Origin of the sequence: Flavobacterium sp. CAU 1735 (assembly GCF_039888695.1) — a bacterium.
Lineage (GTDB): Bacteria > Bacteroidota > Bacteroidia > Flavobacteriales > Flavobacteriaceae > Flavobacterium.
Window position 1 is genome coordinate 204,234 of the sequence record NZ_JBDQQQ010000006.1, and the last position, 13,577, is coordinate 217,810.

Sequence of the window (13,577 nt, forward strand, 5' to 3'; positions counted from 1 at the left end):
AAAAAACAATGCATTCTTTTTCTTCTACATTAAAATCATTTCTCTTTTTGGGCGGCATATTGCTTTTCCTCCTGATGGGTTGTCATAGTGGTAAAACGACGCACAATCTGTCTGCTGAATCAAAAGAATATTTAGACGAAGTATTGGAATTACTCCAAACAAAATCGGTTAATCGAAACAAAATCGATTGGGATGCCTTTACTACGGATGTGTTCTATTTTGCGCGAAACAGTCAGACTATAAAAGAAACCTATCCGGCCGTTCGTTATGCTATTACTAAACTAGGAGATAATCACAGCTATTTTAATCCCGCCATAAATGATATAGCGGATTCGGAAGAAAAAACATTGCCCATTTTCGAGGACGAGGTTACGCCTTCTGACATTGGCTATATCCGAATTCCTTTTTGTATCGGAGATACCGCACAAACAGCAACCTATATTCAAACAATTAACGACAAGATTACCGCACAAAACAACCCCAAAATTAAAGGATGGATCGTCGATTTACGGGATAACTTTGGCGGTAATATGTGGCCCATGATGGCCAGCATCGGTTCTTTATTACAGTCGGGAACACAAGGCTACTTTTTGGATGCCAACGATAAGCCAACCGAATGGCGTTATGACAATGGGAAAGCGTATTCCGATACCGTATTACTTGCGGAAAACAAGAACGTCTTTTCGGCATATGGGAAAAATAAAATCGCTGTATTGATCAATGCTAAAACAGCGAGTTCCGGGGAAGCCATGGCGGTACTTTTTAAAGGATATTCGCAGGCAAAATTATTCGGTTCTCCGACTTTTGGCGTTTCAACGGGTTGCGAATCGTTCCCTTTGTCGGATGGATCACGTATCAATTTAGCAACAAGTGTTTTTGCTGATCAGCATAAAAACAAATACGGTAATGCTATTATTCCGGATATCCCCGGTTCTGATAGTGAAGTCCTGGTAAGCGCCATGAAATGGATTTATAACTAACTCCCCTTTCTGAATAGCTCCGGCGGTTTTCTGGAACTTCCGGTTTGTAGCCCATCCAAATCTACTGTGATACCGGGAATTTTTTCTGAAATATTCTTATTAAGAATCATGCAACTTATTGTCCAATTTCCATTTCCTTTATAATAAACAGACCCCCCTTGAAAATATGCAGCTATACGCCAGGTGCCACCTTCAATATAAGCGTAGACATTCTTAGGATTAAACCACCCTGCATCATACGGATATAATGTAGCATCGAAACTACTTTCCAATAGCACTAAATTATAGTCTGAAGCTTTTATATTGGTATTAAAATTAGTGACTTCATCTTTATTCACATTATTAAGAACATAAGTGGTATAATTTATTGCTTTTTTACTTTTCTTTACTTCCTTAGTTATATTATCGATAACTAAGGAAGTAATATCATCAGAAGCAATAGCAGCACTTGTCGTTCTTATTTTTAAGTTGCCGTTAATATCCAAAGTGGCTTCCGGCTCATTGATATTGATTCCTATCTGGGAAAAACAAATTAGGGATGAAAGGAACAAAAAACTGAAGAATAATAATTTTATTTTAATCATAACATATCGTTTTACTTACGTTGTGGCTCGTCGTTTTATCTGTAATTTAAAATATTTTCTTTTTTTGCAGATTTACAGGAATAATGTCACTTGTTTTTCCTTAGTTCCTTTAGCTACACTTCTCATCAACTATTATCGCATTAAAAAACAAATTACAATCCTATCGGACTGTTTGCACTCCCTGTCTCTTGTCCATTCATTTGTACAGAAATCGTTGGAAGCTCATTTACCACCCCCTTATTAATGACCAGACAATATATAACCCAACCTGAATCTGTACCGTTATAAGCACTAAAATAATCTGCATAAAGGCGCCAGGTACCACCCTCTTTGTATGCATAAACATTTTTAGGCCCATACACACTCTTTTCATGAGTATATAACCAACCACTATCGTAACTACTTCCAGTTACTATCAAACTAAATTCCGAAGTTCCAATATTTGTATTAAAATTCTTTACAAGATCACCATCTACCGAATGGAGTTGGTATGTGAGAAATTTGATTGGAGTCTCATTTCCCAAAGACATTACTTTTACTTCCTTAGTATTTTTATCGATAACTAAGGAGGAAACATTACTACCACTTGAAACTGTTCTTACATTACTTATTTTTAAGTTGCCATTAATATCTAAAGTGGCCTCTGGAGTATCCGTATTAATTCCAACCTGAGAAAAACAGGTAAGCGATAAAAAGAACAAAAAGTTAATGGATAATTTTAGTTTGACCATATATTTAGTTTTACTGACATAGTAAGTCGTTTTATCTTTAGTACAAAACATCATCTTTACAGATTTATAATAACACCATTGAATTACAACGCTATTTGATTTTATTAAAAAACGTATTCGTAATGTGGAGCAACAAGAGGATTACAAACCTTCCGGGCAACTTACGGCTCCAGTGCTTTTCCCTTCCATATTTACTGTAGTCGCAGGAATCTTTTTCACTACACCTTTATTGATAATCAGGCAATATATTTCCCAATCACCGTTAACCTTACTATGACTTTCTAGATAATCAGCAAAGAGACGCCAAGTACCATCTTGTTCAAAAGCATAGACATTCTTAGAACTATACCAACCAATCTCTGGATATAATAATTGATTGAAAGAACTTCCTACAACTATTAAAGTATATTTTGAAATATCAATATTGGTATTAAAATTACTTATCCGATCTTTCTTTGCCTTATAAAGTTTATAGACAATGTGATTTACTATAATCCTATTTTCCGATTCTGCTACTTTTATTTCGTTAGTCTCATTATCGATAACTAAAGGACTAACATCATCAGAAGCAGCAAAAGTTTTTGTAGTTCTTATTTTTAAATTGCCGTTAATATCTAGATCAGCAGTTGGATTTTGGGTAGCAATTCCAACCTGAGAAAAACAGGTTAGGGGTATAAAGCACAAAAAGCTTATGAATAATTTAATTTTTACCATAATCACGATTTTTAATGTTACTATGTTACGCTACAATAGTACTGTTTATAGGATCACAGCATTACTAACCAACTCTTTAAGCTGCTAACTTTGTCATTCACATACAAAGGTAAAGGCTTTTCTGCCCTTTATTTGACACTTTACTTCGCTGCCATTTTAGATATTAATTCCAAAAAATGATTAAAAAAAACAAAAACATCAAACAACACTATAACCATCAACCACTTACAAAAAATAAATTGATCTTATTCCCAAACTGACTGACAAAACATATCCTTAAATTGGCCATCTATACAACCAAAAATGTCCTCATTTTTTCCCACTGAAAACATCTTAATCCAAACAAAAATCAATAAAATTAACAAGCAATATATTACCATTTCTACAGGCAGTCTGATACGAAATCCAAACAAAACCCGTTTTTAAACCATACCCTAACTTCCTAATATTTATGAAGAGAAAAATTTTAAACATCTTTGCTTTATCTGCAACACTCACACTAATCGGTTTTTTAATGGATGGCGATACCAAAGAACCCAATATGCTTCTCCGCTTTACCGAATTTTTCGGAATGGCAGGACTCACCTTTTTACTGATTGCGACATGCTATTTTGGTTCCGGATTGGTATATAAGACGATCCGAAAAGCATAACAATATCGAATACAAATACAGCCTTAAAATTATCTTTAAGGCTATGCAAAAAACACAAACCGCCTTAGGGAATATGCCCCTAAGACGGTTTCTTTAAAATATTGTTTAGGCCCCGATCCTTATAACCCTGCCGGAGCAGTTGCCGCACTGCCTGTATTTGATCCTTTTATATCAGTGGTAACTGAAGGCACAATTTTTAACATACTCCTGCTAATAATCAGGCAATTTATCGTCCAGTTACCATTAACATCACCGTCGGCATGACCTCCAAAATAATCTGCTTTTATACGCCAAGTACCCCCTTCTTCAAAAGCATAAACAGTAAAAGGGTTATATTTACCTCTACGCCTCCCCATGACAAGCAAGCTCAGATTAAAAGCACTTCCAACCACTACTACAGCATAATCTATAGTCGAAATTTTTGTATCGAAATTGTTAACCCAATCGGAATTTACATTATTAAGGTGATAGATAATATAATTTATTGGAGAATTGTTTCCCGTACGGGACTGAATCATTTTTACTTCTTTAGTAGTATTATCAAGAATTAAAGAAGAAACAGTATCAGAATCAGAAGCGATAGGTGCTGTTTCTAACCTTAGATTACCATTAACATCTAAAGTTGCCTGTGGCGTCTGAATATTAATCCCAACTCCTTGAGAAAAACAAGTTAGCGATAAAAAAGACAAAAAGCTTACTAATAATTTAAATTTCATCATAATTATATATATTTATACCTGTTTTTTTTATTCATCATAAAATTCATGATTATAACCCTACCGGAGGATTTGGAACACTCTTATCGGGCTGTCTATTCATATTTACAGTAATAGGAGGAATCGTTTTTATTATACTTTTATTAATAGCCAGACAATATACCTTCCAACTACCATTAGCACCATTATACGTTGTACCATCGTGATAATCGGCACTGATACGCCAAGTGCCGCCTTGTTCAAAAGCATAAATATTACAAGAATTATAGTCTCCTCCAGCAGCAGGTTTTAAATTTATATCAAAAGAACTTCCTACTACTACTAAAGTATAGTCTGTAGCGCTAATTTTTGTATTAAAATTTTTAATCCAATCTTTATCTACGTTATTAATGTTATATACAATATAATTCATTGAATAAGTATTACTCAAACTGTATCTAATCCCTTTTATTTCTCTAGTTTCACGGTCGACGACTAAAGACGTGAAATTACCGGAACTACTAATAGGTGCTGTTCCTCTTACCTTTAGATTGCCATTAACATCCAGAGTAGCTCTCGGAGTTTTTACTCCGATACCAACCTGAGAAAAGCAGGTAAGCGATAAAAAGGATAAAAAACTTACTAATAATTTAAATTTTATCATAATTATATATTTTTACAGTTATCATTTTTTCACATTTCAGTATAAAATATAAAATTCACGATTATAACCCTGCCGGAGGATTTGGAGCACTCCCGTTCTCCGTTCCTTTCATATTTACAGTAACAGAAGGAATCGTTTTTAATACCCTATTATTAATAGCCAGACAATAGATCTTCCACTGGCCACCAGTAACAACATGAGTTCTACCCGACAAATAGTCGGCACTGATACGCCAAGTTCCCCCTTCTTTAAAAGCATAAACATTAATAGGATTGTAATCTGTATCATCATTAGCCATTAAATTTTGATCAAAAGCACTTCCTACTACTACTACAGTATAGTCTGCAGCGCTAATTTTTGTATTAAAATTTCTAACCCAATCTTCATTTGTATTATTAAGATAATAAACCAGATAATTCATTGAAAAAGCACTACCCGTACTGGTTTCGGTTCTAACCACTTTTACTTCCTTAGTTTCTGTATCAATAGCTAAACGATCGATATTATCGGAAATGCCCGAAACACCAGATACTGTTCTTATCTTTAGATTGCCATTAACATCAAGAGTCGCTCCCGGAGTATTTGTTCCTATCCCAACCTGAGAAAAGCAGGTAAGCGATAAAAAAAATAAAAAACTGAAAACTAATTTTATTTTTACCATAAGATCATTGTGTTTTATTGTTACTTAGTTACATTATTAAGAACCAAATAGAATCGCTTTTTGGGAAGCTAAACAGCCATGATCATAAATATTTGCTTTTAACAAAGCTATAATTTTTCTTTCTCCTATTAAGGGTAGCATCCACTCTACCACTATTTTAGGATACCATCAAAAAACAAACCTCATTTCAAAAAACAAACCACAACAAAATATTAAAAACCAATAACTTACAATAAATAAAAATCAAACTACGCTTATTAATCTATTATTCAAATGAATAAAATTTAGGTTTAAATTGACCATACATGCGGCAACAATGCCCTCCTTTTTTCCGCTGAAAATTCCTTAAATCAGGCAATAAACAATGAAATTAACAGGTAATCTATTACCATTTTTGTAGACATTCTGATATTAAACCCGAACAAAAAACATTTTGGAGTATAAATAACCTCATCTTTGTGAAAAGAACGTTTTTTAAACATCTTTGCTTTATCTGCAACACTCTCGCTAATCGGTTTTTTAATCAATAGCCGCATCAAAGAGCTAAATATTCTTCTCCATTTTACCGAATTTTTCGGAATGGTCGGTATTACATTGCTACTGATTACAACATGCTATTTTGGTTCCGGATTACTCTATAAAACGATCCGAAAGGCATAAAAAAACAGCCTTAAAGTCAGTTGCTTTAAGGCTGTTTTTTAATTTGTTGTAATTGTTATTACAATTCCTTCACCAGTTTTTCAACGGCACGTCTATAGTTACCAACCGCTATCGGGAGTTTTTCCGTTGCGATGCCATAAGTGTCTATCGTAATGGTCTTTTGAAATTCCGGGTTCCCGAATGCCAGGACCAGTTTATCTTCATTTTTATTCCCGGTACTGTAAAAACTGTCCCAATCATCGGTTAACAACTCCTGCGGAACAGTATTGATCAATTCTTTAGCTTTATTCCATTTATCCAACGGAAGCTCCTCCCCTTTAAAAACATAACCTTCCGGTTTAAACCGTTCCGAATGCCATACTTCGCGAGTATCGGCCCACAATTGCGTATCGGTTACTTTGTAAATTGTATACGATCCAAGGTAATCACCACTTTTAAAAATACCGAAGATGAGGTAATCTGGCCTGATATAAGTCAGGTTAGCATGAGTACTATATAATAAGGTATTCATATACTGATTGCTATCCAAATCTTCCTTATCATAATGACCAAAAAACGCAACATTTTTGATCGTAATCGAATCGATACTTTTTTCCTGAACAAGATGCCACAATTGCAATGCAATGTTTTGCTCAGTAATCGTATAAATTCCTCCCGACCATCCCTGATTGCCCAACGTCATACTCCAACTATTCTCTTTATCATTTTGATCCTGCGAATAAGTGATATAAGCTCCCCGATCATGATCATCATCCCACGAATATATCATTTCGTCAAATACACTAAAAGGGATCTTGTGCGTTCGCAGTGTTTTTAAAAGCAATTGAATCGTTTCCATATTCATCTGCTCATTTAACTCGATCCAATGCTTATCCCCCTGATTCTTAACAGCAATAGCATCAATTCTATAGTCTTGTATCGGGCCAGCTTTCTTTTTTTGAAAAAAACGGAAGAGATTCATGGCATATCTTTTTAATTGTTCTTTCAAATATACAGTAACCTTTCCATCCGATATGTGATTCGAAATAAAAAAGCCGCATAAAGCGGCTTTCCTTTTTAACGTTTTTTGCAATGACTACAAAGAAGTTTCCCCCCGGTTCCCTCTCTTCGATTTGCCTACGCAATGTTGTTCCCTTCCGTACAACTGATGTTGTCGTGATGTACATCGCGATAAATACTGTGAAATACTGCTGTTTTAGCCATAATAATATATTTAAAATTACTATCGCGAAAGGTACCACAGGCTATTTTTAATTCCTTACGGATGACCGTAATGCAAACACCTGACAGGTTTTAAAAACCTGTCAGGTGTTGATTTCCTTTAACCCGCCATAAACCGGATTCCGGTAGCATACATTCCTTTTAGAAAACGTCCATTTGAAAAACCCGGTTGCCATCGTGGCATTTTCTGGATAATCTGTATTGCTTTCTCGTTAAAGGTCTCATTATCACTTTTGATTACTTTTATATTTTCAACGGCTCCGTTTTTATTGATATCCCATTTGAGCTGTAAACTTGCCGAGCTATCCCAATCGCCACTACTCGCGTTAGCCAGAAATCTTCGTAAGACCATTTCGCCTCCATAGTACATCGTTTTTACCTCCAAAACACTAAAAAAAGCCTCCTGAATTTTTTCATCCAGTGCTTTTCCATTTTCCTGTATCACTACTCTTTTATCGTTTTCTACGGTGATTTTAACCGGAACCGGTTTTGAATCCTTATAAAAATTATATTTCCCCGGATCGGTTTTATCCTGTGATACAATCAATTGTTCGTTCCGGTAATAGTCAATATTGGACGCAAAGGCATCATTTTCCATTTTCATCACGATCTTAATTCCTTTGTCTTTATCAAACAGTTTCCAGACACCATATTTTTTACCGTCTTTATCCAGTCGATTGATCGTTTCACCTTCGTATTTAATTTCACTTTGTCCTAATGCGCTGACTGAAATCATCAAGCATAGTGCCATTGCTTTTAATTTTGTGTTCATTTATTTATATTTTATTCCCTGTGAAACATTCTAAAAAACAGACTTAGCTATTAAATACAAGCGATGTGGTAAAATTCACCCGTACAAACCGTCCGTGCTGAATACCGGGTTGCCAACGCGGCATGCTTTGGATAATCCGAACAGCTTCTTCATTTAAAGCACTATTCTCACTTTCCATTACTTTTACATCGTTAACGATTCCATCATTATCGATTGTCCACATTAACTTTACTTTACCCGAATGTCGTAAAGCACTCTTTTTTACGGCATTTTCGATAAAACTAAGCATCCCCTGCTTTCCCCCGTAAAATATTGGTCGCAACTCCTGAACACCAAAAAAAACTTTTCGCCTTTTCTCATCGAGAACTTCTCCATTATCCTTTACTACTTCAGTTAGCTTATTCCCTTTATCTACTATCGTTACCGGACTCCCTTTTAAATCTTCGTAAAAGGTATACCCTTTCGTTTCTGTATTATAGGTAAGCACTAAATAACCTTTAAAATAGTACTCTATAGTAGACACAAAAACATCGTCTTCGGTTTTACCAACGATTGTAATACCTCTTTCTGTATCGAACAATTTCCAGACACCCTGTTTCTTTCCGTCTTTATCCAAACGATTAATTGTTTCCCCTTCATAATTAACAACACTTTGCGCAAAAGCACCCATTCCAACCAGTACACATACGGTTAGCATTTTTAATTTATTGATCATAAAAATTTCGATTATACCGGTTGATACAGATTGATTTCGCTTTTTTCCAGCCATTCCGCTGCTTTTTGCTGAAAATCCAGAAAGTGTGTTGTTTGTGTATGTGCATCGATCGCTTCTTTACTTTCCCAGGTTTCATAAAAAAGAAACGCCAACGGATTATTCGCGGAAACATGCAATCGGTATTCTATACATCCGTTTTCCTGTAATGAGGCTTTTACCAATTCCTGTAATGCCGCCAGAACCGTTTCCCGGTAGTGTTCTTTAGCGCTAAGTGTAGCTACAATAGTGATCATATGCTGCTGTTTAATTTTTTCACAAACATCGGATATTTTTTCCAAAGTTTATCACGCCAACAATCTTGTTTCTTTCCTCTTTCCTCTTTCTTCTAACCAACACCAATCACCAGTCGTTTTCCGGCATCGATCGGTTTATTCCAATAATCACTGACTTCCGACAATGGTGCCACCACAGTGTCGATCGTTAATTTCCCATTGGCCGCCAGTTCGAAGGTCTCCGGCACGACTTCTTCTATAAATAATTTCATTTCGTTTTCGGAAAGACTACCAATACCCGATCCCAGAATTTCAATCGCCGTACTGCGCAATACATCCGAACGCAATACAATTTCCTCTCCCGAAATACTTCCCACCGTTACGATTTTGACCGGATACGTATAACCGCCCTTACCTTTTAACGCCTGAAGCAACAACTCCACCGAATGTCCCCAGATATAATCGATCACAATATCGATAGGATTTTGTAGCTGAATCGCTTTTAGCTTTTCTACGATAACCGTATCCTCATTTTGCAGCGACACGATTTCGTCGGCACCTAAAGACAATAATTTTTCCAGTGAATCGGCATTTCTACCGGTTGCAATTACCTTCGACGCACCATAATGTTTTGCCAACTGCACCGCTACTTGTCCCGTTACGCCGGTCGCACCGTTGATCAAAACAACAGCACCCTGACGGATTTTAGCGCGAAACACTAAAGCCATCGCCGATCCGATTACCGCATTCGGCAAAGCCGCCGCCGTAGCCACATCAATATTTGGAGGAAGAACAAGGTATTTCCCTTTAGGAATCAATGCTTTTTCAGCCAGCATTCCGGTAATTCCCTGTGCATAAACCAAGGTTCCGTCGGCCAGCGTTCCTACACCATCAAAACCAACCACAGTGGGTAATTCCGTATAACTGGCATAATGTTTTCCGCTGGCGCGTAGTTTATCCAGATTCTTTACCGATGCGGCTTGGACATCGATTAGTACTTCATTTTCGTTTTTGGGTTGTGGATCGGCAAATTCGGCATATACCGGAACCGTTCCCAATTGTGTTAAAACAGCTGCTTTCATATTTTTATTTTTAGGCAAAATTCCGGCAACCGACTGTAGGAAAACGATAACAATTGTTAAGATCGTTATTTTGTCTTAGCCACTTTATTCCGGATACGACTCAGCGAAACGGCTGTAATTCCCAGATACGTCGCAATATAATGCTGTGGCACCCGTTGAAAAATATCCGGGTTCTTTTGTAAAAGATTGCGATAGCGTTCTTCGGGTTTATCCCGTAAAAACGACAGCAAATGTTTTGAATAGTAGATAAACCGTTTTAGAATATAGTGATCAAACCAGGCTTTAAACTCGGCATCCTGTTCCCATAACTGTTCAAAGCGTTCTTTTTCCAAGACATAGAGCACGCTTTTTTCTAGGGTTTCCAGATAAAAATCACTCGGCTGATTGGTAAGCACACTTTCCAATGAAGCCACCAGACTTCCTTCGAAAAAAAACTGATTCGTAATTTCCTTTCCGTTGCTGTTCATCCACAAACGCAGGCAACCTTCTTTAATAAAATAAATACGGCGTGCTTTTTCACCTTCTTCCAATAATGTTACCCGGGAATCGACCGTAATCAATTCGAGTTGGTACTTTTCGGCCAGGTAAAGCATCATCTTTCCCGCAGTTATATCGTCATGGATTGCTATCGCCATATTCTTGCAGTTCCTAAAGTTTTAAAACAAAGTAATTTAAGTCCGATACAATTTATACCGGGTATGAATAATCCTCAAACAGCATAAAACTAAAAAAAATAAACCCTACTTCCTATTAATTATTATTTTTGCGGTGATAAAAAACAACAAAACTATTTATGCTTATAATTGGTATTGCCGGAGGAACTGGCAGTGGAAAAACGACAGTAGTCCATCAGATTATGAATGAATTACCCGAAACTGAAGTAGGGATTATTTCACAGGACTCCTACTATAAGGCCACCCACAACCTGAGCTTTGATGAGCGTGCGCTTATCAACTTTGATCATCCCAGAGCAATTGACTTTGAATTATTGGTAAGCCATCTAAAAGACTTAAAAGACGGTAAAACCATCGAACAACCGGTATACTCGTTTGTAACTCATAACAGAACCGACGACACCATCGTGACACATCCGCGTAAAGTAATGATTGTAGAAGGAATTTTAATCCTGACCAATCCGCAATTGCGTGATATGTTTGATGTAAAAATCTTTGTTCATGCCGATTCCGACGAGCGTTTGATTCGTCGTTTAAAACGTGACATCGCCGAACGTGGTCGTGATATGGAAGAAGTATTAAACCGCTACCAGTCGACATTAAAACCGATGCACGAACAATTTATTGAGCCATCCAAAGCCTATGCCGACATTATCATCCCGAACGATAAGTACAATACAGTAGCTATCGACGTGGTACGTGCGGTGATCAACCAAAGAATATCATAATTTATCGTTACCTTTATAAGCCATGAAAAAAGCATTCGAAAAAATAGTTACCAAGTATCCTTTCCTGAAAATATTCGGGAACCGCTATGTATTGGTGACGCTGTTTTTTGCGATCTGGATGCTGTTTCTGGACAACTACTCTTATCTGGAACACCGCGTTCTGGACAAGGAAATAAACGAACTCGAAGACAATAAAAAATACTATCAGGACGAGATTAAAAAAGACAGCGAGAACATCAAAAAGCTCAAAAATCCGGATCAGATTGAAAAGTATGCCCGCGAAAAATATTATATGAAACGGGACAAAGAAGATATTTATATCATCGAGTTTGAAGAAGATGTGCCCGAAGAGGACACAAAATCACTTTAATTTTGCATTATGAGCAACAAACTGTTTACGGATTTTGAGGCGGTATCGTCCAAACAATGGAAAACACAGATTCAATACGAATTAAAAGGAGCCGATTACAACGAAACCCTTGTTTGGGAAAGTCCCGAAGGGATTAAAGTACGTCCGTTTTACCATATTGACGAAGCTGCGGAGCCTTTATCTATTCCGACCGAAGTATCCGGATTTAGAATTGTACAGAATATTTTTGTACGCGATCTGGAAAAATCGATAGCCCGCGCAAAGGAAACCCTATCCCGTGGTGCCGAAAGTTTGCGTTTTACATTGGAAAATGAAAAAGTCGACATCGAAAAACTATTGACGTCCCTTCCGTTGGAAACCATTCCGGTGTATCTGAATTTTCATTTTCTGGATCTTCCGTTTATGGAGAAGATCAATAGTATCGCTAAAAAACACAACGCTACTATTTACCTGCATGTCGATCCGATTGGGCAACTGGCTCAGGATGGTAATTGGCATAGCAACCTCGACGCCGACTTTAATACGTTAAACGATATTGCGTTAAAATGTACCAATCTGAATTTTCTGAGCATCAACAGTAGTTTGTATCAGAATGCCGGAGCCAATATCGTACAACAGCTAGCCTATACGCTTTCGCACGTAAACGAATATTTTAACCGAATGGTCACTATCGGTGCACCGGTAACCCTTCAGGTAGCCGTAGGAACCAACTACTTTTTCGAGATTGCCAAACTACGCGCGCTTCGCCTGTTATTTAATACACTGGCAAAAGAATACGACCACAAACACGAATGTCATATCATAGCCGTACCGACAAAACGAAACAAAACCCTTTACGATTATAACGTCAACATGCTTCGAACAACCACCGAATGTATGAGTGCCATTTTGGGTGGTGCCAATTCGGTTTCGAACCTGGCTTATGATGCGATTTATCATAAAGACAACGAATTTGGCGACCGTATTTCGAGAAATCAATTACTGGTTTTAAAACACGAAAGCTATTTTGATCTGGTAAACAACCCGTCAGACGGTGCGTATTATATTGAATCCCTTACGAATCAGTTAGCCGAAAAAGCCCTTACCCTATTTAAGGATATTGAAGCCAACGGTGGTTTTATCACCCAATTAATCGAAGGTACCATTCAACGAAAAATTGGAGAAAGCGCCAAAAAAGAACAGGAATTGTTCGACAATGGTAAAGAAATCCTATTGGGAACCAACAAATACCCGAACAAAGAAGACCGTATGAGCCATGATCTGGAACTGTATCCGTTTGTAAAGGTAAACCCGCGCAAAACGTTAATCACGCCAATCATCGAAAAACGACTGGCCGAAAAACTGGAACAGGAACGATTGGAAACCGAAAAATAATACGTTTACCGAGCGCATCAGCATCATA

Annotated in this window: 17 protein-coding genes; 5 read left to right on the plus strand and 12 right to left on the minus strand. The window is 37.1% G+C overall.

The features are described 5' to 3' along the window. Nucleotides 1-8 precede the first annotated feature (8 nt). Nucleotides 9-980: a S41 family peptidase gene (locus AAFN64_RS14165; RefSeq protein WP_347760918.1), complete on the plus strand. Its 972-nt coding sequence runs from the start codon at nucleotides 9-11 to the stop codon at nucleotides 978-980. Here the strand turns inward: AAFN64_RS14165 and AAFN64_RS14170 are convergent. From AAFN64_RS14170 to AAFN64_RS14180, 3 genes are all read right to left on the minus strand, one after another. Further along, nucleotides 977-1,564, minus strand: coding sequence for a hypothetical protein (locus tag AAFN64_RS14170; RefSeq protein WP_347760919.1), 588 nt, complete (start codon nucleotides 1,562-1,564; stop codon nucleotides 977-979). The genes AAFN64_RS14165 and AAFN64_RS14170 overlap by 4 nt on opposite strands. A gap of 152 nt (nucleotides 1,565-1,716) precedes the next feature. Further along, complete coding sequence (locus AAFN64_RS14175; RefSeq protein WP_347760920.1) at nucleotides 1,717-2,349, minus strand: hypothetical protein; 633 nt, start codon at nucleotides 2,347-2,349, stop codon at nucleotides 1,717-1,719. Nucleotides 2,350-2,436: 87 nt separating this feature from the next. Then, nucleotides 2,437-3,009 carry a hypothetical protein gene (locus AAFN64_RS14180; RefSeq protein ID WP_347760922.1) on the minus strand — a complete coding sequence of 191 codons (573 nt, stop codon included), beginning with the start codon at nucleotides 3,007-3,009 and terminating at the stop codon, nucleotides 2,437-2,439. Between the two features lie 451 nt (nucleotides 3,010-3,460). Here AAFN64_RS14180 and AAFN64_RS14185 point away from each other — a divergent pair, with 451 nt between their 5' ends. After that, nucleotides 3,461-3,661: a hypothetical protein gene (locus tag AAFN64_RS14185; RefSeq protein ID WP_300488377.1), complete on the plus strand. Its 201-nt coding sequence runs from the start codon at nucleotides 3,461-3,463 to the stop codon at nucleotides 3,659-3,661. A gap of 119 nt (nucleotides 3,662-3,780) precedes the next feature. Here the strand turns inward: AAFN64_RS14185 and AAFN64_RS14190 are convergent, their stop codons facing one another. From AAFN64_RS14190 to AAFN64_RS14230, 9 genes are all read right to left on the minus strand, one after another. Further along, nucleotides 3,781-4,380: a hypothetical protein gene (locus AAFN64_RS14190; protein ID WP_347760923.1), complete on the minus strand. Its 600-nt coding sequence runs from the start codon at nucleotides 4,378-4,380 to the stop codon at nucleotides 3,781-3,783. Between the two features lie 49 nt (nucleotides 4,381-4,429). After that, complete coding sequence (locus AAFN64_RS14195; RefSeq protein WP_347760925.1) at nucleotides 4,430-5,020, minus strand: hypothetical protein; 591 nt, start codon at nucleotides 5,018-5,020, stop codon at nucleotides 4,430-4,432. A gap of 61 nt (nucleotides 5,021-5,081) precedes the next feature. Next, nucleotides 5,082-5,681 carry a hypothetical protein gene (locus AAFN64_RS14200; RefSeq protein ID WP_347760926.1) on the minus strand — a complete coding sequence of 200 codons (600 nt, stop codon included), beginning with the start codon at nucleotides 5,679-5,681 and terminating at the stop codon, nucleotides 5,082-5,084. A gap of 718 nt (nucleotides 5,682-6,399) precedes the next feature. Further along, nucleotides 6,400-7,302, minus strand: coding sequence for a hypothetical protein (locus AAFN64_RS14205; RefSeq protein WP_347760927.1), 903 nt, complete (start codon nucleotides 7,300-7,302; stop codon nucleotides 6,400-6,402). A gap of 360 nt (nucleotides 7,303-7,662) precedes the next feature. Beyond that, nucleotides 7,663-8,334, minus strand: coding sequence for an energy transducer TonB (locus AAFN64_RS14210; RefSeq protein WP_347760928.1), 672 nt, complete (start codon nucleotides 8,332-8,334; stop codon nucleotides 7,663-7,665). Nucleotides 8,335-8,377: 43 nt separating this feature from the next. Continuing rightward, entirely contained in the window at nucleotides 8,378-9,049 is a 672-nt protein-coding gene (locus tag AAFN64_RS14215) for a TonB family protein (protein WP_347760930.1), read from the minus strand. A gap of 11 nt (nucleotides 9,050-9,060) precedes the next feature. Beyond that, complete coding sequence (locus AAFN64_RS14220) at nucleotides 9,061-9,342, minus strand: putative quinol monooxygenase (protein WP_347760932.1); 282 nt, start codon at nucleotides 9,340-9,342, stop codon at nucleotides 9,061-9,063. A 92-nt stretch (nucleotides 9,343-9,434) separates the two neighbouring features. After that, the gene (locus AAFN64_RS14225) at nucleotides 9,435-10,403 is read right to left on the minus strand and encodes a zinc-binding dehydrogenase (protein ID WP_347760933.1); all 969 of its coding nucleotides are present in this window, start codon (nucleotides 10,401-10,403) and stop codon (nucleotides 9,435-9,437) included. 65 nt (nucleotides 10,404-10,468) lie between these two features. Continuing rightward, a complete protein-coding gene (locus tag AAFN64_RS14230; protein WP_347760934.1) occupies nucleotides 10,469-11,038 on the minus strand; it encodes a Crp/Fnr family transcriptional regulator in 570 nt (189 codons plus the stop codon). Nucleotides 11,039-11,196: 158 nt separating this feature from the next. On the opposite strand from AAFN64_RS14230, the gene udk reads away from it, so the two are divergent. From udk to AAFN64_RS14245, 3 genes are read left to right on the plus strand one after another with little or no spacing between them, the layout of a single operon-like run. After that, nucleotides 11,197-11,805 (plus strand): uridine kinase, encoded by a 609-nt coding sequence (udk, locus tag AAFN64_RS14235; protein ID WP_300488349.1) that lies wholly within the window; start codon nucleotides 11,197-11,199, stop codon nucleotides 11,803-11,805. A gap of 22 nt (nucleotides 11,806-11,827) precedes the next feature. Next, nucleotides 11,828-12,175, plus strand: a complete 348-nt coding sequence (locus tag AAFN64_RS14240; protein ID WP_300488347.1) for a septum formation initiator family protein — start codon at nucleotides 11,828-11,830, stop codon at nucleotides 12,173-12,175. A 9-nt stretch (nucleotides 12,176-12,184) separates the two neighbouring features. Then, nucleotides 12,185-13,549: a methylmalonyl-CoA mutase subunit beta gene (locus tag AAFN64_RS14245; RefSeq protein WP_347760935.1), complete on the plus strand. Its 1,365-nt coding sequence runs from the start codon at nucleotides 12,185-12,187 to the stop codon at nucleotides 13,547-13,549. Nucleotides 13,550-13,577: the final 28 nt, after the last annotated feature.